Origin of the sequence: Azorhizobium caulinodans ORS 571 (genome assembly GCF_000010525.1) — a bacterium.
GTDB lineage: Bacteria > Pseudomonadota > Alphaproteobacteria > Rhizobiales > Xanthobacteraceae > Azorhizobium > Azorhizobium caulinodans.
Genome location: NC_009937.1, coordinates 4,860,264 through 4,879,989, shown reverse-complemented (window position 1 = coordinate 4,879,989; position 19,726 = coordinate 4,860,264). Strand labels below are relative to the sequence as shown.

General features: G+C 67.6%; 21 protein-coding genes and 1 tRNA gene. 7 read left to right on the top strand and 15 right to left on the bottom strand.

Annotation, left to right across the window (positions count from 1 at the left end; translation table 11 throughout):
- The first annotated feature begins 137 nt into the window (after positions 1 to 137).
- The 3 genes from AZC_RS22000 (at position 138) to grpE (ending at position 2,299) form a co-directional block, all read left to right on the top strand.
- Complete coding sequence (locus AZC_RS22000; protein ID WP_043879730.1) at positions 138 to 419, top strand: hypothetical protein; 282 nt, start codon at positions 138 to 140, stop codon at positions 417 to 419.
- 63 nt (positions 420 to 482) lie between these two features.
- A complete protein-coding gene (gene hrcA, locus AZC_RS21995; protein WP_012172807.1) occupies positions 483 to 1,583 on the top strand; it encodes a heat-inducible transcriptional repressor HrcA in 1,101 nt (366 codons plus the stop codon).
- Between the two features lie 89 nt (positions 1,584 to 1,672).
- On the top strand, positions 1,673 to 2,299 hold the full coding sequence (gene grpE, locus AZC_RS21990) for a nucleotide exchange factor GrpE (RefSeq protein WP_043879729.1): 627 nt from the start codon (positions 1,673 to 1,675) through the stop codon (positions 2,297 to 2,299).
- Between the two features lie 74 nt (positions 2,300 to 2,373).
- On the opposite strand, the gene AZC_RS21985 is transcribed toward grpE, so the two are convergent.
- Positions 2,374 to 3,315 carry a hypothetical protein gene (locus AZC_RS21985; RefSeq protein ID WP_043879728.1) on the bottom strand — a complete coding sequence of 314 codons (942 nt, stop codon included), beginning with the start codon at positions 3,313 to 3,315 and terminating at the stop codon, positions 2,374 to 2,376.
- Between the two features lie 173 nt (positions 3,316 to 3,488).
- Positions 3,489 to 4,097: an alpha-ketoglutarate-dependent dioxygenase AlkB family protein gene (locus AZC_RS21980; protein WP_043879727.1), complete on the bottom strand. Its 609-nt coding sequence runs from the start codon at positions 4,095 to 4,097 to the stop codon at positions 3,489 to 3,491.
- 214 nt (positions 4,098 to 4,311) lie between these two features.
- Between AZC_RS21980 and AZC_RS21975 the strand changes: the two genes are divergently transcribed.
- On the top strand, positions 4,312 to 4,689 hold the full coding sequence (locus tag AZC_RS21975; RefSeq protein WP_043879726.1) for a DUF1236 domain-containing protein: 378 nt from the start codon (positions 4,312 to 4,314) through the stop codon (positions 4,687 to 4,689).
- A gap of 15 nt (positions 4,690 to 4,704) precedes the next feature.
- Here the strand turns inward: AZC_RS21975 and pncA are convergent, their stop codons facing one another.
- The 3 genes from pncA to AZC_RS21960 form a co-directional block, all read right to left on the bottom strand.
- On the bottom strand, positions 4,705 to 5,337 hold the full coding sequence (gene pncA, locus AZC_RS21970; RefSeq protein WP_012172802.1) for a bifunctional nicotinamidase/pyrazinamidase: 633 nt from the start codon (positions 5,335 to 5,337) through the stop codon (positions 4,705 to 4,707).
- A 54-nt stretch (positions 5,338 to 5,391) separates the two neighbouring features.
- Positions 5,392 to 6,483 carry a methyl-accepting chemotaxis protein gene (locus AZC_RS26335; RefSeq protein ID WP_052286043.1) on the bottom strand — a complete coding sequence of 364 codons (1,092 nt, stop codon included), beginning with the start codon at positions 6,481 to 6,483 and terminating at the stop codon, positions 5,392 to 5,394.
- Between the two features lie 1,053 nt (positions 6,484 to 7,536).
- Complete coding sequence (locus AZC_RS21960) at positions 7,537 to 8,421, bottom strand: LysR family transcriptional regulator (protein WP_012172799.1); 885 nt, start codon at positions 8,419 to 8,421, stop codon at positions 7,537 to 7,539.
- A 99-nt stretch (positions 8,422 to 8,520) separates the two neighbouring features.
- Here AZC_RS21960 and bla point away from each other — a divergent pair, with 99 nt between their 5' ends.
- Positions 8,521 to 9,411: a class A beta-lactamase gene (bla, locus tag AZC_RS21955; protein WP_012172798.1), complete on the top strand. Its 891-nt coding sequence runs from the start codon at positions 8,521 to 8,523 to the stop codon at positions 9,409 to 9,411.
- Positions 9,412 to 9,427: 16 nt separating this feature from the next.
- Here the strand turns inward: bla and AZC_RS21950 are convergent, their stop codons facing one another.
- The 8 genes from AZC_RS21950 to cpdR form a co-directional block, all read right to left on the bottom strand.
- On the bottom strand, positions 9,428 to 10,225 hold the full coding sequence (locus tag AZC_RS21950) for a phosphodiesterase (protein ID WP_012172797.1): 798 nt from the start codon (positions 10,223 to 10,225) through the stop codon (positions 9,428 to 9,430).
- Positions 10,226 to 10,308: 83 nt separating this feature from the next.
- A complete protein-coding gene (cowN, locus tag AZC_RS21945; RefSeq protein ID WP_043879725.1) occupies positions 10,309 to 10,614 on the bottom strand; it encodes a N(2)-fixation sustaining protein CowN in 306 nt (101 codons plus the stop codon).
- Between the two features lie 135 nt (positions 10,615 to 10,749).
- Positions 10,750 to 11,511: a PAS domain-containing transcriptional regulator gene (locus AZC_RS21940; RefSeq protein WP_012172795.1), complete on the bottom strand. Its 762-nt coding sequence runs from the start codon at positions 11,509 to 11,511 to the stop codon at positions 10,750 to 10,752.
- A gap of 90 nt (positions 11,512 to 11,601) precedes the next feature.
- Positions 11,602 to 12,042 carry an NfeD family protein gene (locus AZC_RS21935; protein ID WP_012172794.1) on the bottom strand — a complete coding sequence of 147 codons (441 nt, stop codon included), beginning with the start codon at positions 12,040 to 12,042 and terminating at the stop codon, positions 11,602 to 11,604.
- Complete coding sequence (locus AZC_RS21930; protein ID WP_012172793.1) at positions 12,039 to 13,052, bottom strand: SPFH domain-containing protein; 1,014 nt, start codon at positions 13,050 to 13,052, stop codon at positions 12,039 to 12,041. The genes AZC_RS21935 and AZC_RS21930 overlap by 4 nt, the downstream gene beginning before the upstream one ends.
- Before the next feature lie 118 nt (positions 13,053 to 13,170).
- Complete coding sequence (hemH, locus tag AZC_RS21925) at positions 13,171 to 14,235, bottom strand: ferrochelatase (RefSeq protein WP_012172792.1); 1,065 nt, start codon at positions 14,233 to 14,235, stop codon at positions 13,171 to 13,173.
- A 226-nt stretch (positions 14,236 to 14,461) separates the two neighbouring features.
- A tRNA-Val gene (locus AZC_RS21920) sits at positions 14,462 to 14,536 on the bottom strand.
- A gap of 92 nt (positions 14,537 to 14,628) precedes the next feature.
- Positions 14,629 to 14,997, bottom strand: coding sequence for a cell cycle two-component system response regulator CpdR (cpdR, locus tag AZC_RS21915; protein WP_012172790.1), 369 nt, complete (start codon positions 14,995 to 14,997; stop codon positions 14,629 to 14,631).
- A 399-nt stretch (positions 14,998 to 15,396) separates the two neighbouring features.
- Here cpdR and AZC_RS21910 point away from each other — a divergent pair, with 399 nt between their 5' ends.
- Positions 15,397 to 16,290, top strand: coding sequence for an N-formylglutamate amidohydrolase (locus AZC_RS21910; RefSeq protein ID WP_012172789.1), 894 nt, complete (start codon positions 15,397 to 15,399; stop codon positions 16,288 to 16,290).
- A 945-nt stretch (positions 16,291 to 17,235) separates the two neighbouring features.
- Positions 17,236 to 18,024: a histidinol-phosphatase gene (gene hisN / locus AZC_RS21905; RefSeq protein ID WP_012172788.1), complete on the top strand. Its 789-nt coding sequence runs from the start codon at positions 17,236 to 17,238 to the stop codon at positions 18,022 to 18,024.
- Positions 18,025 to 18,032: 8 nt separating this feature from the next.
- On the opposite strand, the gene AZC_RS21900 is transcribed toward hisN, so the two are convergent.
- The gene (locus tag AZC_RS21900) at positions 18,033 to 18,974 is read right to left on the bottom strand and encodes an alpha/beta fold hydrolase (RefSeq protein WP_012172787.1); all 942 of its coding nucleotides are present in this window, start codon (positions 18,972 to 18,974) and stop codon (positions 18,033 to 18,035) included.
- Positions 18,975 to 19,115: 141 nt separating this feature from the next.
- Positions 19,116 to 19,559, bottom strand: a complete 444-nt coding sequence (locus AZC_RS21895; RefSeq protein WP_133866494.1) for a hypothetical protein — start codon at positions 19,557 to 19,559, stop codon at positions 19,116 to 19,118.
- Positions 19,560 to 19,726: the final 167 nt, after the last annotated feature.

Here is a 19,726-nt window from a genome sequence, read left to right as displayed (position 1 = left end):
GTGTCCAATCGTCAGATTTCGGTTCGTGGGCTTTTTAGGGGGCGGGGCGGCAGGGGGCAAGTGCGCCGCCCGCGGAACAGGAACGCGCGGTGCGCGTCCTTCCTGCCGGACGGTTCCATGATGCGGAAGGAGACCTCATGACGCGCGAAACGTCGCCGCCGCGCCGCATGCCGAGCCGCGGCAAGCTCTGGGCGAGCACGCTCTTCTTTGCGCTCTGCGCGGCCGTCTCGGTTGGCAACCTGTGGTACGGCCTGGTGCAGGGATGGGTCTATATCGGCGTCTGGCAGGCCCATGCGCAGTCGCCGGCCCTCTACTGGTTCGGCATCGGCAAATGGGGTCTCATCCTTCTGGACTCTCTCGGCTTCATCGCCCTCGGCTGTTACAGGCTCTGGCGCGCGCCGGGATCGAGCGGATCGTGAGCCCCGTGGACGTTCCGTCCGGCCTTGCCCATATTCATCGATCGAGCCCATGGGAGCGCGCCCGTGCCGATTGACCCGATCATTTCGCCTTTCTCTGCCCCCCTCGCCCAGATCGACGAGCGTTCGCGCGAAATCTTCCGGCAGATCGTCGAGAGCTACCTCGCCACGGGCGAGCCGGTGGGCTCGCGCAACATCGCCCGCCTCATCCCCATGACGCTGTCTCCCGCCTCGGTCCGCAACGTGATGGCGGACCTGGAGGCGGCGGGCCTCATCTATGCCCCCCACACCAGCGCCGGGCGCCTGCCCACGGAGCGGGGCCTGCGCTTCTTCGTCGATGCCCTGCTGGAGATCGGCGATGTCAACGAACGGGACCGGCGCAACATCGAGGCGCAGGTGGCCGCCGCCGCCAAGGGACACACCGTGGAAGGCGTGTTGCAGGAGGCCTCCGCGCTGCTCTCCGGCCTCTCGCGCGGGGCGGGCGTGGTGACGGCCACCAAGACCGATCCGCTGCTGAAGCATGTGGAGTTCGTGCCGCTCGATGTGGGCCGGGCGCTGGTCATCCTCGTGTCCGAAGACGGGCAGGTGGAGAACCGGGTGCTTCCGCTGCCGCCGGGCCTGCCGGCCGCCGCCCTGATGGAGGCGGGCAATTTCCTCAACGCCCATATCCGCGGCCGCACGCTGGGGGAGGCCCGCGCCGAGATGGAGACGCTGCTGGCCGAAGTGCGCCGGGAGCTCGACACGCTCACCGCGCGGGTGGTGGAGGACGGCCTCGCCTCCTGGTCCGACGAGGGACCGGGCGAACGCAAGCTGATCGTGCGCGGGCAGGCCAAGCTTCTAGAGGACCTGCATGCGCTGGAGGATCTCGAGCGCATCCGCCTGCTGTTCGACGATCTGGAAGCCAAGCGCGACGTGGTGGATCTGTTGGGCCGGGCGGAGGAGGGGCAGGCGCTGCGCATCTTCATCGGCTCGGAGAACAAGCTGTTCTCCATGTCCGGCTCCTCCACCATCGTCGCGCCCTATCGCGACGGGCAGGGGCGCGTGGTCGGCGTGCTCGGCGTCATCGGGCCGACCCGGCTCAATTACGGGCGCATCGTTCCCATGGTCGATTTCACGGCGCGGGTGGTCAGCCGCGTTCTCGGCGCGCCCGGTGCTGACGCGGCTTGATTTTTCGGCGCGACACTCCGATATGCGGAACGAAATCGTGAACAGCCGGTCCGCATTGGCGCGGACGGCCGGATTTTAGGGAATTGCGCATGAGCGATCAGGGTGGCGCCCCCGGCGAGGAGCACCGCATCTATTCCGCGGAGCCTGAGCGCGCCGAGGCGGAAGAGACCGCGGCCGAGAGCCCGGTGAGCGAGAAGGAACGCCTCGAGGGCGAGGTGGCGGCCTTCAAGGACAAGTATCTGCGGGCCTTCGCCGAGGCGGAGAACATTCGCCGCCGGGCCGACCGGGAGATTGCCGACGCCAAGGTGTATGGCATCGCCTCCTTCGCCCGCGACGTCCTGAATGTGGCGGACGACCTCGCCCGCGCGCTGGCGACCGTGGATGCCGAGACCAAGGCCAATGCCGAGGGTGCCCTCAAGGGCCTCATCGACGGCATCGAGCTCACCGAGCGCGGCCTGCTGAAGAATCTCGAGAAGCACGGCGTGCGCAAGGTGGAGCCGGTGGGCGAGAAGTTCGACCCCAATCTCCATCAGGCTATGTTCGAGGTGCCGGACCCGTCCGTTGCCGCCGGCACGGTGGTGCAGGTGGTGCAGTCCGGCTATGTGATCGGCGACCGCGTGCTGCGGCCGGCTCTCGTGGGCGTGGCCCGCGGCGGCCCGAAGGCGCCGCCTGCGGCACCGAGCGAGGAAGCGGCCGGACAAGGCGGCGCCGCCTGATCCGTCACGGTCTTGATACGAAAATGCCGCCCGTTGGGGCGGCATTTTTGTTTCGGGATCAGGCGGTGGCGTTTTCAGCGGTCGCCGCCGCTCTCCACGCCGTCGCGGATGGCGCGCAGGCGGCTGTAATAATCGGCGAAGGCATCGGCCTTCACCACCGCCATCATGCGCAGATAGCCATTGGTGCCGAAGCGCATCCACTGGGCCACCTTCACGTCCGCATTGCCCTGCGCTTCCTTCGCCGTGGCCATGACCTCGAAGCCAGCCATGTTGTTGATGCGCAGCGGTTCGGCCCGCTCGATCTTGAGATCGCGGAAGCCGGGGGTGGTGGTGAGCGCCCGCACGGCGAAGTTCAGGCGGTCCTCGTCGCGCGGCGCGCCGGCCGCCACCGAGATGACGAACAGGGGCTGCGCGGCGGCCTCGAATTCGTTCTTCGGGCCGTCGGTGAGGAAGACGGCGGTGTTCGGGATGACGCGCAGGACGCGGAAGCCGGAGAGGTTGGTCAGCCGGAAGGGCAGCGTCTTCATCTGCTCCTCGACGCTCGGCGGCGCGCGGAAGGCCAGCGTCTGAAGCGTCTCGTGCACCACCGCGTCAGGCAAGGCAGCCGCATTGGATTCCGGCACCTGCACCGTCACCAGCGCCGTGCCGCGCGGCGAGCCGGCGAGCAGGATCCACTTGCGGACACGGAGCGCGCCGGCCGCCTGCGTGCCCGTCACCAGCACGGACTTGGCATCGGGGATGGTGAGCGGCGCGCGCGATTCCACCATGATGCCCTTGCCGGCGAGCGCCGCATCGGTAAAGCCGGTCAGCACCTGATCGTAGGCCTCCGGCGGCATCTCGACGATGAGGATGGACGCGTTCTTGTTGGGATCCTCGAAGCCGGGGAAGGCATTGGCCTCGGTCATGCCCTCCGGCGGGACGAGGCCCACGAGCGAGCCACGGGGAAACACCGCGTCCGCCGCGAAGGCGAGGCTGCCGGAGATCAAAAGCAGAGCGAAGGCCAGCGGCAGACGCATGAATGGCTCCTGGGATCGGCGCGCGGAACCGCGAGCGGGGTCTTGTGTGGCGCAAAGCCGGCTAAAGCGTGACACCTGCGCGTCACCTTGCGGCCGGTCCGGTCAAGGTCAAGCTGTATCACGGTGAGGCGCATCTGGCGCAACCGGTCAGGCGGACCGGGGTTCCGGATCGCTCATGGGGCGGTGACGCGCCGGAGCGTGAGGTTGATGCGGCCTTCCACGCCGAGCAGGGTGGACGTGCCGGGCAGGATGCGGTCCACGCCGTGGAACGCCAGACGGCTGCGCCCGCCGAGCCGCAGCACGTCGCCCGATTCGAGGCGGATGGAGCGGGTGGAATCGGTGCGGGCCTCGCCGCCGATACGGAACACCGCCGTGTCGCCCAGCGACACCGAAAGCACCGGGGCGGAGAAATCCGCCTCGTCGCGGTCCTGATGCAGCCCCATGCGGGCGTCCGGTGCGTACCAGTTGACGAGGCAGGCCTCGGGCGGCACGGCGCTGCCGGAGAAGTCCGCCCACAGGCGCAGCAGCGTCTCGGGCATCGGCGGCCAGGGTTCGCGTGTCTCGGGATGGAAGGGCTGGTAGCGATAGCCTGACGCATCCGCCACCCAGCCCAATGGCCCGCAATTGCTCATGCGCACCGACAGGGGCTTGCCGGTCCGGGGCATGGCCGGCTGGAACAGGGGCGCAGCCCGCAGGACCTCGCGCACCTCCTCAACCAAGGCCTCCTGTGCCGGACGGTCGAGGCGGCCGGGCCACCAGAGCGCGTCCGGCGCGATTTCCATGGGATGCGGCGTGGCCAGATGGTCCTCCCTTATCGTTTGCCTGCCGCTCGGAGCGACGGGGTGTTTTCCTGCATCTAGGAACGCCGGAGCGCGGGCGGAAGGCCCGACGGGCCGCCGATTGTGGAACGCGCCGGCCCTTGGCGCGCCGAGGCTTCGTGGAACGGCCGGGCGAAGGGGGCGTTGAGGCCCCATGACACTTCAAGGGAGACCCGCCATGTCTTTCCGCCTTCCGGTCGCCGCGGCGCTTGCCGCTTTCGTCTTTCCCGCTGCCGCTTCGGCCCAGTCCGCCGTCATCGTGACCCAGCCGCAGGCGGTCTTGACCGCACCGGACACGGTGGTCGTGCTCTCGCCCGAGCAGAGCACCTATGTGCAGCGCTACGTGGTGGCCCATCCCGGCCCGCGCGCCAGCTTCACCACCACCTATCAGCCGGTGGTGGGCACGGAACTGCCCGCAGGCGTCGCCATCCAGACTTTCACGGCCTCCGATGACGCGGGCTTCGACACCGGCCGCTACGGCTATGTGCTCACCGAGACCAATGAGACGGTTCTGGTGGAGCCCGGCACGCGGCGCGTGATCCAGGTCCTGCGCTGAGCCTGGCGGGCGCCCTCAGATCCCAGCGTCGGTGAGGGTCAGTGGGCGTACGCCGGCGCGGGCCATGTCCTCCCGCGCCCGGTGGAGCGAGCCGTGCGTATCGATGGCGCGGCAGGCCTCCTCCACCACGAAGGTCTCGAAGCCGTCGCGAGCGGCATCAAGGGCGGACCAGCCGACGCAGAAGTCGAGGGCGAGACCGGCCAGCACCACGCGGCGGAATCCGCGCGCCCGCAGGTATCCTGTCAGGCCCGTGGTGACGTGATGGTCCGCTTCATAGAAGGTGGAATAGCTGTCGATGTGCGCGTGGTGGCCCTTGCGGATCACCAGTTGCGCGTGGGGCACATCGAGGCCCGGCGCGAAGTCCGCGCCCTCCGTGCCCTGCACGCAGTGATCCGGCCAGAGCACCTGCTGCCCATAGGGCAGGGTGATGACATTGAAGGGCATGTGCCCGGCATGGCTCGACGCGAAGGAGATGTGGCCGGCAGGGTGCCAGTCCTGCGTCAGGATCACATTCGAGAAGCGCCGGGAGAGCCCGTTGGCCAGAGGCACCACCGCGTCACCGTCGGCAACCGCGAGCGCCCCGCCGGGCAGGAAGTCCCGCTGGAGATCGACAAGGATGAGGGCGGTGTCGCTGTCATGGATCATCATCTGGCCTTTCGCGCGCCCATTTGAGCGCGCGAAAGGCTGAAAGGAAAGCCGGCCCTAGCGGTGGTGCCGCATGCCCGCGTGCAGGGGATCCTGCATGATGACGCCGGCCCAGCCGAGCCCGCGATAGGTCTCGTAGCCCGGCGTCATGTGGAAGGCGATGGTCTTGCTGTCGGGCGTATGATCGATGCCGCTGGTTCGGCCCCGCGCGTTGAGGTTCACAAGCTCGGTGAAAATGCCCCGCCTGTCCGAGGAGGCGATGACGCGGCCCCGCGCGTCCACCAGCAGCACGCGCGAGCGTTCCGCCTCATCCGGCGAGAGGCGCACGCCCTCCACCACCGCGCGCGCCTGCGGCTCCCAGTCGAAATGGATGCCGAGCACCCCGATCGGCTTTCCGCGCAGCGCGCCGCCCTCGCGCACCGCCGCGGCATAGGTGGCGACGGGCGCCCCGCGCAGCGCGGGGCAGGGGTTCACGTCGGCGACCGCGTAATCATCGCCCGAGACGCTGTCCATGGCTTCCCGGAACCAGGATTCGCGGGAGACATCGAGGCCCCGGATATTGGGATAACGGTCCGCCCGGCCGTGGGCGACGACGCGTCCCTCAGGCGTGCAGAACCACAGGTCGAGATAGACGGTGTAAGCCGAGAGGATGACGCCCAGCCGGCGCTCGGCCTCCGCCACCCGCTCGGGCGTGGGATCTCCGCAGTTGACCAGCGCGGCATCGGTGGCCCACCAGCGCACGTCGCAGGTGCGCTCATAGAGATTGCGGTCGATGATCTCGATGGCATTGAGCGAGAGATCGACAAGGCGCTGGCCACGAACGTCCTGCGCCATGCGGCGGCCCACCGCCCGCAATTCGTCGAGCGCGCTGCGCAGTTCCGTTTCCATGTCGGAGGCGAGGCGGCCGATCTCCGCGCTCACCGCCTTCACTTCCTCGGCGACCACCGCGAAGCCGCGCCCGGCGTCCCCGGCTCGGGCTGCCTCGATGGTGGCGTTGAGCGCGAGCATGCGCGTCTGGCCGGTGATCGCCTGGATGGCGCGCGCCTTGCCGGCGGCGACGGCGGCGGAATGATCCGCCAGATCGATCACCTTCTCCGGAGTGTCGGCGGAAAGGCTGGCCTTGAGAGCGGCGTCGAATGTGCCATGCATCGTGGAAAGTCCATCCCCATCTGGAGTCCCGATACCCCTTGGAGGGACGCACGGCGCGCGCGCCGGAGCGCACGGCGGATGCCGTCCCTTGCATTTCCTCCGCGCGGCTGACGCCAAACGTCCTTCAATGAGGACGCGCGTCATCCGCCGGCTGTCTGTCGCAGCCGTTCCATGCGCCTGAATGAGCAGCAGGTCGCTGTTGCACGATGAGCCCTCGGGGCAGCGTTCGGAAAACGCGCCGCTCCCTGCGGGAACGCAGATGATCAACAGAGAGACGCAAGACCTCGCCTGCGGCAAGGCTACACTATCGGTTGCGGGGCTTCGTCAGGCTGCGCAACGCCGATGACGTGATGTTTGTCCCGGCCATGAGAAAAATCAACATTGCTGTCCCATTTTCAGCGGATTTTTTTCCGCAAACGCGAAATGTCCAAGAAGGACGGATGAATTTCCGGGAATAGCTAGCAATACAGTGCGAGCCATCTCAGTGTCAGGCGGCAGCTCGATAGGCTGCTTGGTAAATCACAAGCTATTGACAACGCGAGATAAATCGGATCGTCCGGCAAAGTGGTGGCGATCGAAGACATTCGCCTCCTTCAAATGATACCGTCCTTTTTTATTCGGGTGATACGCATTCAACGCTTGTTGCGTTCCGAAGGTCTTGTTCCCTTCGCCTGCGATGTGGCGAAGACGATCCGCCTCGCCAGCGAGCTTTCCCGTTCCTGGACGACGCTTTTCCGCCGCTGCTCTGACGTAGAGAGATGCCCGGCGTGAAATAGAAAGCGCGTGCAGATCAGGGCAGGGCCAAGATCATGCACGCGCTCCAACGTCCGAGGAAGGCCAAGATATGGGCCGAATATGAAGTTGTTAGCAAATGTCCTGCGAAAAGCAGGAGAGCTGAATACCTTTTTGAAACCCCCACCCCCGAGCGTCAGCTCCTATCATCTGAAACTGTTCTCCATCCTGCGGTAGAAATCAACCGCACGGATCAAAATTCTGCACTGCCGCAACGGTGGCGGTAACGGCGGGCGGTGCGAACGAGCCGGAAGGCCCGTGTCAGTGCCCGCTTTCATCCGTGGCGACTGCCGTCTCGATCCAGCGACGGAAGGCGGCCATGGCCGGCGTCTCCGGGCGTGAGAACAGGCGCGTCAGCCAATAGCGGCCGGCATCGATGGCAATGGGAAAGGGCTGTACAAGGCGCTCCGCCACCAGGTCGGCGCTGAACATCCGGACCGGCAGCAAGGCGACTCCGTGGCCGGCCGCGGCCGCGCTCGCCATGAGGGGCGAGGAATCGAACACGGGTCCACGGAAGGTGAGCGCCGGCGTACCGGCAGCGGCGAACCAGCGGGACCATTCCTCCGTGCGGTAGGAGCGCAGCAGCGGCACATGGGCGAGGTCGGCCGGCCGCGAGAGGCGCGCGGCAAGCGCGGGACCACATAGAGGCGACAGTGGCGCGGGCATGAGTTCGGCCGCCGCGACCCCGTGCCAGGAGCCGTCGCCGAAGCGGATGGCGCAGTCGAGCCCCTCGCCCGCCAGATCGACACGGTTGTTGTTGGTGAGCACTCGCAGATCAATTCCGGGATGGGCGGCGGCGAAATCCGGCAGACGCGGCAGGAGCCAGCCCACGGCGAAAGTGCCGACCACGCCCACGGTCAGCACCTCGCGCAGCCGCCCGTCCATGAACCGGTCGAGCGTCGCGCCGATGCGGTCGAAGGCATCGCGCACCAGCGGCAGAAGGGCGGCGCCCTCGTCGGTGAGGGCCAGTCCGCGCGGCAGGCGTCGGAAGAGCTGGGCGCCGAGCCGCGTCTCCAGCGCCTTGATCTGGTGGCTCACCGCCGCCTGTCCCACGCACAGCTCCATGGCGGCGCGGGTGATGTTGAGGTGGCGCGCCGCCGCCTCGAAGGCACGCAGGGCATTCAGCGGCAGTTGCGGGCGGTCCATGCGCAGCCATTAGTTAAAATCATGCCTTGCTCGAAATATCATCGTTTGTCCGCGCCCGCACCCTCTTGCATCGTCCGCTCGCGAAAGGAGACGTGAGCCATGATCTCGCGACGTTTGGTGATGGGGGCTCTGGGTGCGGCCCTGGTGATGCCGCAGCTCGTGCGGGCGAGCGGTCAGAAAGCCTTCGGTGCGGCCGATCTCGCCCAGAAGATCGCCGCGCTCGAGGCGCGCAGCGGCGGGCGGCTCGGCGTGGCGGTCATCGACACGGGCACAGGCGCCCGCTTCGCCCATCGCGGCGGCGAGCGCTTTCCCATGTGCAGCACCTTCAAATTTCTATTGGCTGCCGCCGTTCTCGCCGAGGCGGATCGCGGCCATCTGAAGCTGACGGACATGGTGCCCATCACCCGGGCGGACCTCATCGCCTATGCGCCGGAGGTGGAGAAGCACGTCGGCTCCGGCATGAGCCTGTCCGATCTGTGCGCCGCCGCCGTGATCTGGTCGGACAATGGCGCCGCAAACCTGCTGCTGCGCCAGATCGGCGGCCCGGCGGCGGTGACGCGTTTCCTGAGGAGCGCCGGCGATCCCGTCACGCGGCTCGACCGCGCGGAGCCGGAGCTGAATGTGGTGCCGGAAGGCTCGGACATGGACACCACGACCCCCGACGCGGTGGCGGACGACATGGTGCGTCTCGTGCTGGGTGATGTGCTCGTTCCGGCCTCGCGCGGCGCGCTGAAGGACTGGCTGATCGGCTGCCGCACCGGCGACAAGCGCCTGCGCGCCGGCCTGCCCAAGGGCTGGACCGTCGGGGACAAGACCGGCACAGGTCCAGCCCGCACCGGCACGAGCAACGATGTCGCCATCGCCTGGCCGCCCGGCCGCGCGCCGCTGGTCATCGCGAGCTATCTCACAGCGAGCCGGCTCGATGGCCGGGGCAGCGATGCCATCCATGCGGATGTCGCCCGCGCGGTGACGGCGGGCATGGCCGGATGATCGGCGGAGCGATCATTCAATAGAAGGGATAGGGGCCGGGAAAGGTGCCGATCGGCACGTGATGGGTGATGAGCCCGGTCCCTTCCCGCCAGTCGTGCAGCAGTAAAGCCGGGGGCTCCACGTAGGAAGCGGGGCGCGCACCGGCCGCGAGGCGCAGCGCGATGGCGGTGGTGGTGCTCGGCGCCGTCACCAGCAGCGTGCCGCCGAAGCGCAGTTGCATGAAGCGGTGGATGTGGCCGCAGACCAGCCGCTCCACTTGGCGATGGCGGGCGAGGATGGCGGCGAGCCGGTCCCCGCCCCGGCAATTGTAGGCGTCGATATAGCCGATGCCGCTGTCGAACGGCGGCTGGTGCATCATCACCAGCGTCGGGCGGCCGGGGGCCTGCGCCAGCGTGGTCTCCAGCCAGTCGCAGGCGGCCTCGTCCATCTCGCCGTGGTGGTGGCCGGGCACGGTCACGTCGAGGCCGATGATCCGCACCGGACCGAGGTCGTCCACCGCGAAATGGAGCGGGCCGGACGGCGGCAGATGCGCATGGTCGGCGAAGGCGGCACGGAAGGCCGCCCGCTCGTCGTGATTGCCGGGGATGGCGAGCAGCGGCGGACGGATGGCGGCGAGGGCCTCGCGGGCGAAGGCGTATTCCTCCGCCCTGCCGTGATCCACGAGATCACCGCTCAGCAGCACCACATCCGGCGCCGGATCGAGCGCATTGAGGTGCGCGACGGCGGCCGAAAACATGGCGTTGGAGTCCACGAGTCCCTGGTAAAGTTCGCCTCGCGGGCGCAGGTGCGGGTCGGAAAGATGGGCGATGAGCATGCGGCCAGCATCCGGCAGGAGAAGGCGGACGCGCGGCGGCGCCCGCAGGCATCATGCCAGATGGTCTGGTCCTCCGGCGAGGCTCAGAAGCATTCCTCTTCCAGCTTCCTCAGGTCGGCGAGGGCGGCTTCGTCCTCCTGGTCCTCGAACAGGTCTCCCATGTAATAGACATGGGAATGGAGGAGCAGCAGCTTGTCCTGGAAGGCGTTGCCGCCGCTCTCTGCCGCAGCGAGTCGGGCCTTGAAGCGGTCCCAGAAGGCGTTGCCGGTGCGCGGGTCGTCGATATAGCGGCGGAGGTGCGCGAGAACGCGCGCCATGTTGCCCTCGAAATCGATGCCGTTGAACGTCACGTAGCGGTCGCCGGCCGGGGTGGTGGTGAGGAGGTTCATCGGGCTCTCGCGCTGGCAATACGGTTCTGCGCGAGAGAGCCATGGGGTGGGACTGGCCCGCAACGGCGGCGGCCTCAGGAGGCGGGCGCCTGCACGAACGGCATCAGCGCTGCATGAATGACATGAGCCCGTTGGCTAGACCGCCAGCATCCGGCGCATGTCCGCCACCCTGGCGCGACTGACCGGCAGGCGGGAGGAGCCCGCATCCGCCATCCGCAGCCACCAGCGTCCGTCGCTGCGCTCGGCGGCGCGCACGTGACGGATGTTCACCATGTGCCGGCGATGCACGCGCAGGAACAGCGCCGGATCGAGCCGCGGCTCCAGATCGGCCAAGGCGCGCGGGCAGAAGGCCGTGACGTCCCGCGTGACGGCGCGGGCATAATGGCCCTCGGCGCTGAGGAAGACCACGTCCTCCACGTCGATGAGGCCGGTCACGTCGCCGGTCCCGCGCATCACCGGCAGCTTGAGCAGCCGGGGCGCCTCGGCCTCGGGCGGCAGGTCGGGCTCGCCCATGGTGCGGGCGCCCAGCGCATGGAACATCATGCAGAAGCCACCGTCCGCCGTGTCCTCCAGCCGCGTCACCTTGGCGACGAGGCTGCCCATGGCAGTGGTCACCACCAAGGAGGCGGCGCCCTCCGCGCTGTCGCGGGCGCTCTGAAGCAGAAATGCCACCTTGGCGCGGGCGGCTTCCGGATGGAGGGAGAGGATGTCGGTGCCGATCAGCGGTTCACTGCGCCGGGCGAGCAGCAGGCGGGCCTGCGGATTGGCGGCGCGGATGCGCTGCTGCGCGTCAAGGATGATGACACCCACCGGTGTGCGCTGCAGGCGATACTCGAAGGGCAGCGCGGCAAGCTCCGCCTCCGTCGTTCCGCCCTCGCTCCGGCTGGTCTTCGTCATCGCCCCTCCGGCCGCCCCCCTCGCGGCACGGCCGCCAAGTCTGCGGAGCGGAGTGCGACGTCGGCAAGTGGGGCGGCCTGCCGCAGCGCCTTACGCAGGGCCGACGAGCAGCACCGTGCCCTCCACCCGGAGCACGATCACCTTGGCTCCAGCCGGCAGGTCCGGCCCGCTGATGCGCCAGATGCTGTCGTCGATGCGCACGTGCCCGGCGCCGTCGGCAATGGGAGCCTCAAGCGTGAAGACGCGGCCCACCTGTGCTTCCGCCCGCCGGTTGAGGAAGGGGCGATCGGTGCCGCCGCCGCGCAGGGCAATGCGCCGGCCGATGAGCACGGCCACGACGGCACATCCGGCGAACGCCAGCACCTGCCCCTGCCAGCCCATGTCCGCCACCAGCGAGAGGAGGCCCGTCGCGAGGGCGGCGAGGCCGAACCAGACGAGGAAGGCGCCTGGCACGATGGTTTCCGCCACCAGCAGCACCCCGCCCATGGCGAACCAGAGCCAATAGGGGCTGATGTCGCCAAGCATGCTCATGCGTCGGGGCCGGGCTGGGCGAAGGGCGAGGGTGTCGTGCCGGGGGTGGAACGCGCCGGGCCCGTGGGGCCAGGGCGCCTGGGCGCCGGCGCCTGCTCGAAGGCCGCCCGCGCCAGTTCCGAAATGCCGCCCAGCGAGGAGAGGAGGGCGGTCGCCTCATAGGGCAGCAGCACCACTTTCTGGTTTGGCGCCTGCGCCAGCGCCTGGAAGGCGGCCACATATTTCTCGGCGATGTAGTAATTGAGCGCTGCCGGCGAGCCCTCATTGACCGACTGCGAGAGCAAGGTGGTCGCCTTCGCCTCGGCTTCCGCGAGGCGTTCGCGGGCTTCCGCATCCCGCAGCGCCGCTTCCCGGCGGCCCTCGGCTTCCAGAATATGGGCCTGCTTCTGGCCTTCCGCGCGCAGGATTTCCGACTGGCGCTGGCCCTCGGCCTCCAGAATGGCGGCGCGCTTCTCGCGCTCGGCCTTCATCTGACGGGCCATGGCGTTCACGAGATCGGTGGGGGGCACGATGTCGCGGATCTCGATGCGCGTCACCTTCACGCCCCAGGGGGCGGCGGCGGCATCCACCACATGCAGGAGGCGCTCGTTGATGGCGTCGCGGTGGGAGAGCAACTGGTCAAGGTCCATGGAGCCCATGACCGTGCGGATGTTGGTCATGGTGAGGGCGAGAATGGCCTTGTCGAGCTGCGCCACCTCATAGGAGGCGCGGGCGGCATCGAACACCTGGAAGAAGGCGATGCCGTCCACCGAGACCGTGGCATTGTCCTTGGTGATCACTTCCTGCGTCGGAACATTGATCACCTGCTCCATCACATTCACCCGGTTGCCGATGGTGTCGACGAAGGGAACGATGAGGTTGAGGCCGGGCGAGAGCGTGCGCGTGTAGCGGCGGAAGCGCTCGACCGTGAACTGGTAACCCTGCGGCACGGTTTTCACGCCGGCGATGACGATGGCCAGCGCCAGCACGAGAACCACGATCACGAACAGGCTGAAGCCGCTGAGGGGCATGGTCCATCTCCCGTTTCCGGTCTGCGCCGGGCGGTGATTTAGGACACGGCGCGCGCGGCGGGGCAAGCGGGCGGCCCGGCCGCCCGCTGCCTATGTCCGTCGAGAGGGGAGGGGGTTGTCAGGCCGCGATCCAGCCGGAGAGCTCGCGCCGCACCACGTTCTCGATCACCCGCATGCCCTCGTCCGTATCGTTGAGGCAGGGGATGGCGGCGAATTTCTCGCCCCCGTGGAGATGGAAGATCTCGGCATTCTCGCCGCCGATCTCCTCCAGCGTTTCGAGGCAGTCGGCGGTGAAGCCGGGGTTGAGGACTGCGATCCGCTTCACGCCGCCGCGGGCCAGCGCCTCCACGGTCTTGTCCGTATAGGGCTGGAGCCATTCCTCGTTGCCAAAGCGCGACTGGAAGGTGGTGCGCAGCTTCTCTTCCGACATGCCGAGCCGGTCGCGCAGCAGGCGCGTCGTCTTCAGACACTGGCAGTGATAGGGGTCGCCCTTCATCAGGTACGACTTCGGCACGCCGTGGTAGGAGGCGAGAATCACCTCCGGCTCGAAGTCGAGCCCCTTGAGGTGGCCCTCGAGCGAGGTGGCGAGCGCGTCGATATAGACCGGATCGTCATGCCAGTTGGGCGCGATGCGGATGAACGGCTGCCAGCGCATCTTCTTCAGCGCGTCGAAGGCCTTGTCGCAGACGGTCGCGGAGGTGGCGGCGGCATATTGCGGATACATGGGCACGATGAGGATGCGTTCGCAGCCCTGCTTCTGAAGCGCGTCCAGCCGCTCGGCGATGGGCGGCTTGCCGTAGCGCATGGCCCAGTCCACCACGATGCGTGGGTCACGGTCGGCGATCATGGCGCCGAGTTTCTCGGACTGCCCGCGCGTGATGGTCTTGAGCGGACCTTCGTTGCGCTCCTTGTTCCAGATCGTCTCGTAGTCGCGGCCCTTGGGGCCGGGGCGCACGGTGAGGATGATGCCGTTGAGGATCACCCACCACAGCGCGCGGTTGGTCTCGATGACGCGGGTGTCGGAGAGGAATTCCTTGAGGTAGCGCCGCATGGACCAGTAGTCGGTCGCTTCCGGCGTGCCGAGATTTACCAGCAGCACGCCGATCCGGCCGTAGTTCACCCGGGGATGCTCGGCGGGGAAATGGCGGGTGTCGCCAAAGGCGGGGGCGGTCGTCACAGTCATCGGTCACCTCTGGGCCGCCTCATGGGCCGTGGTGCCGCCGCCGTCAATGCCCACGCTCAAGGCGGGGGTGCGGGCCGGCACGAAGGCGGCATACGTCGCAACGGGGCTGGTACGCAAAAGGGCGGCCTCTGGATGACCGCCTGCGGCCGCACGCCGCTCTCATCCGCAGAACTTGCGATCTGCGGCACCTGTTCCGGATATCTCAAGGGATCTGGAAGGGTGCGGATGGTGGGCGCGACAGGGATCGAACCTGTGACCCCTACGATGTCAACGTAGTGCTCTCCCGCTGAGCTACGCGCCCATCCGCCGGGAAGGAGGCCTCTATATCGGCTCGCCCTCAGGGACGCAAGCGGCCGGTTGAAGCTGCCTGTGAATGACTGGGGATGGCGCCGCTCAGGCGGCCGCCAGGATCTTGTGGACCTCGGTGACGAGGTCGCGCAGGTGGAAGGGCTTGGAGAGCACCTTGGCCTCGCAGGGCGCCTCCACATCGGCATTCAGCGCGACGGCGGCGAAGCCGGTGATGAACATCACCTTCAGGTCGGGATCGAGCTCTGTGGCGCGGCGCGCCAGCTCGATGCCGTCCATCTCGGGCATGACGATATCCGTGAGCAGCAGCTCGAACGGCTCTTCGCGCATCCGCTCATAGGCGGAGCGCCCGTTGTCGAAAGAGGCCACCTGGTAGCCGGCGTTCTGCAGCGCCTTGACCAGGAAGCGCCGCATGTCGTTGTCGTCTTCGGCGAGCAGAATTTTCGACACGCCCATTCCCCTTGCCTTCCCACACCTGCCGCACCGTGCGTTGGCCAGATGCGGATCTCGTTCCGTTCAGCCCGTCCGCACAGGTCTCGCGAAACGTGCACAATCAAGTGTCAGAGACGGTTGCCCCGGAGGATCTCGTCGATCCGCCACGAAATCCGGCTCTAGCATACGCGGCGCGCAACGTCGCCCTGCCGCTGCGGCTGCAGTGGCCTTAACGGCGCCCCAAATCCCTGTCTCTCCGATTTGGGTAAATTCAGAGTGAAGCCTGGCGGCTCCAGCCACCCTCCTGCGCGCAAAGGCCCTTCACACGGCGGGCGGTGTTGACCATGATGGCCGACTATTCCCACGGTGCCGCCCGCGTTGCGCGTGCCTCGTCCTCCTGATGTGCGGAACCTGCTTTTTCCGATGACAGCCTGTATCGCCGATAGCATTGATCCGCCGTTCGAGATTCTGGCGGCCGAGGAGCCGGCGGGGCCGTTTGTCTTCAATTCCCCGCACAGTGGGCGCATCTATCCCCGCACCTTTGTGGAGCAGCAGACGCGCCTCGATTTCGAGACCCTGCGCCGCTCCGAGGACAGCTTCGTGGACGAGCTGTTCGCCGACGTGGTCTCCGCCGGCATGCCGCTGATGCGGGCGCTGTTTCCGCGCTCCTTCCTTGATCTCAACCGCGAGCCCTATGAGCTGGACCCCCGCATGTTCGACGGTCGCCTGCCGGCCTTCGCCAACACGCGCTCCATCCGGGTGTCGGGCGGGCTCGGCACCATTGCCCGCGTGGTTGGGGATTCGCAGGAGATTTACGGTCGCCGCCTCTCGGTGGCGGAGGCGCTGGAGCGCATCGAGACCTTTTACAAGCCGTACCATCAGGCGCTGCGCCGCCTGATCTCCCGCACCCAGCGCGCCTTTGGCGCGGCGGTGCTGGTGGACTGCCATTCCATGCCCTCCGGTCCGCAGCGCGAGGATATGCCCCGCGCCGATTTCGTGCTGGGCGATCGCTACGGCACCAGCTGTTCCGGCCGTGTGGCCGAGGTGCTGGAGCGGGAGCTGGTGGATCGGGGCTATGTGGTGGTGCGCAACAAGCCCTATGCGGGCGGCTACATCACCGAGCACTACGGCAATCCGAGCGCCGGGCTGCATGCGGTGCAGATCGAGATCAACCGCGGCCTCTATATGGACGAGGCCTCCTACGAGCGCGGGCCGGACTTCTACCGGGTGCGCGCGGATCTGGCGGCGGTGTGCGCCTGCCTGTTCAACCTGGCCGGCGAACTGATGCCGCCGCGTGCTGCGGCTGCCGCCGAATAAGGCGTTTCCTCAACATTTTGCACGTTTTGTGGAAGAAACGTGTCGCTACGGTAGCGACCCACGCAAATCTGCCTTGCGTTTTGTGAATGGCAGATATACGAATTCGGACGTGAGCCAAGACGTCAACAGACGCGGGCTCTCCCGTCGGTTCCGACAGGCCCAAAAAGAAAGGGGCCGTCCGCGAAGCGAACGGCCCAAGTCTAGGGAGGAAACGCCCAAGGAGGGCAGCGACAGAGCGACGCCAATCGCCATGTCGCAATGCAGCAATAGCCCATTGCGGCGCCAGAAATCAAGCCCTCTTTTGTCGCAGCCATATATATTAGTGCAAGCAATTGAAATTTAAGGCGAATTTTTTCGTCCGAAACCGCCCTTCGGGGCGGTTTTCGTTTTTCTTTCGCTTCTTTCGGTCTGGCGGGTTCGCTCGAAAGGGACACAAGGGGAGCTTCGCGTAAGGGCACGGCCTGACGCCCGGAGGGTGCTCCGGCTGGGTGCGGCTCATGATGTCGGAGAGGCGGGCGCCCGATGAGGGCGCGGGGCGTGCCCCAAAAAGAAAGGGGCCGCTCACGCAGAGCGGCCCAAGTCTAGGGAGGAAACGCCCAAGGAGGGCAGCGGCATCGCAGCGAGCAATGCCGCGCCGCATCAATATGCGCTCCTGCCCCTTTTGCATCAAGAGTGTGGCGTGGCGATAGTTTGGGCATGATGCAAAATTGAACGATCCTTGATTTTCAATGGTTTGAAACCATTTAGCCCACGGGCTGGGCCGAGTGCCCATGGGTATTGCCTCAAAAGCCGCCTCACGATCCCTTCGCGAGCGCGGGAGGCGCGAAGGCCTGAACCGCGCCCTTTCCGCCCAGCGCCGTCCAAGGCCTTTCCTCGGGAGGCGCGGCGCACTATGGCAATCCACGCGCGGTGGTGCCGCGCGACAGCCGATCAAGGATTGCGCTCATGTCCGCCGTTGCCCTGGATGCCTTCGTCCACGATCTCGCCACCCGTTCCGGCGAGGCCATCCTGCCCTTCTTCCGCACCGCCATCGGTGTCGAGGACAAGGGACGCCGCAAGGGCCAGAGCTTCGATCCGGTGACCGAGGCGGACCGCGCCGCCGAGCAGGTGATGCGGCGCATGATCACTACGACCTTTCCCGAGCACGGCATCATCGGCGAGGAGTTCGGCAACGAGCGCCGCGACGCGGATTATGTGTGGGCGCTCGACCCCATCGACGGCACCAAGTCGTTCATCTCCGGCATGCCCGCCTGGGGCACGCTCATCGGCCTTCTGAAGCAGGGCGCGCCCGTCTACGGCATGATGCACCAGCCCTTCATCGGCGAGCGCTTCTTCGGCGATGGTGGCAGCGCCCATTATCTCGGCCCGGCCGGAAAGCGCCGCCTCCTGACCCGCGACTGCGGCCGCTTGGAGGACGCCATCCTCTTCACCACCAGCCCGCTGCTGATGAACGCGGCCGACCGCACGCTCTTCCAAAGCGTAGAGCGGGATGTGCGCCTCTCGCGCTATGGCGGCGACTGCTACGCTTACTGCATGGTGGCGGCAGGCCTCGTGGATCTCGTCATCGAGACCGGCCTTCAAGACCACGACATCGTCGCCCTCGTGCCGGTCATCGAAGGCGCGGGCGGCATCGTGACCAATTGGGAGGGCGGCTCACCGGTGGCGGGTGGTCGGGTCGTTGCCGCGGGCAGCAAGGCCGTGCACGAACAGGCGCTGAAGCGGCTCAATCCCTGAGCGGGCTCTCAGAAGGGCGACGAACCGGGGATGAAGGCGTCGAAGGCGGCCCAGAACTGGGCGCGGAAGATGTCCCGCTCCATCAGGATCTCGTGCCGGGCCGCCGGCACCGTCACATAGGCCCCGGCGATGAGCCGGGAGGCCACGTGCTCGATGGCGGCATTGCTGACGATGCGCTCCGCGCCGGCCGCCACCACCAGCAGCGGTTGGCGGATTTCCCGCAGGGCCTCCGGCTGGCGCAGCATCTCCATGGCGTCATAGGCGCCGGCCAGCCAGCCGATGGTGGGTGAGCCGAGGCCCAGGTCCGGCGTCTTCGCCGTCACGGCGGCCGCGCGCGCATAGCGCTCCGGATCGGACGTGACCAGATTGCCCTCGAAGGGCTGGTTGGTGACGATGGCCGAACCACCCCCCGGCACGAAGGCGCGCCCGAGCCCAAGGCCGCGCAGGAACCGCGCCGTCGCGTGGGTCGCGCGGGGATAGGGCACCATCGCAATGTCGAGCATGGGCGCCGAGAGCACCACACGGTCGAACCATCGCCGCCCGTCCAGCACCGCCTGCAGGAGGATGGTGCCGCCCATGGAATGGGCCAGCGCATAATGGGGCGCCGGGCAGTCCGGCAGCAGCACCTGCCGGCCGAAGGCGTCCAGATCCAGCTGGTAGTCGCTGAAGCGGCGCACATGGCCCTTGCGGGGATTGCGCAGGAGCCGCTGGGAGCCGCCCTGTCCGCGCCAGTCGAAGATGGCGACCGCGAACCGCCGCTCCAGCAGTTCGCGCACGACCTCGAAATATTTCTCGATGAACTCCGCCCGTCCCGGAAAGAGCGCCACGGTGCCCTGGGCGCCTTCCGGACGCCAGCGGGCAAAACGCAGGCTCCGCCCGTCCGCGGTGGTGAAGACGCCGGTCACGGCACCTTCAGGAACGGGATTCGACGGGATGGGATAAAGGCTCATGCGCCGAGGCACCCGGTGGCCGACCAGGCCGGCGCGCCGCCGTCCGGTCTGTCTTTCCGGCGCCCGAAGGGCACCCGACCCAGCGATACACCGCCGCCGCGCGGCCGACAACGGCCCGGGTCATGCCCCACGAGGCAAGGCCTAATCGCGGCTGCTGTCGAAGCCGATCACCGTGAGGCCGACGATGACGCCGGTGCCCGCATCCACCATCAGGCGCACACGCTCCCGCCGGGGGCCGGTGGCCTCGCACACATAGGTGCGGCCGCGCAGCACAGGCCGGCTGACGCCGCTGAAACCACGTGCCTCGAGACTCTGCATGACGGCCGTCGCGTCGAGGGAGATGCCGATGTCGGGGGGATTGGACAGGTACGGCGCGAACGCGCCGTGGGGCCGGACGCGAACAGAGGGGGCATCGCCCATCTCCGGTGCGGAAACCGGCAGGCTGCCGGTGATCTCCAGATCGGGAGCGGGGAGAACAGGGGAAGCCAGAACCTTCGCTCCTGCCGAGATGCTCTCTGCCTGAGCTGTTGCGGCGCCGACCGCCAGCATGATCACCAGGCCCAACCTTGCGGGCGTTCTTGGCATTCTTCTGCTCCGCCGGACGGGCGGATGCGACATTCCACCGTCCAGGCGCGCACTTTTAACCACGTCCGCTGAATGCCGGCCGAGCATGCTATTCAGTTTGCATTCATCTTCGGAGGCGCGACGCTTGCGGGGGACTTGACGCGGGCAGCGGGCATTCCCAGATCGAG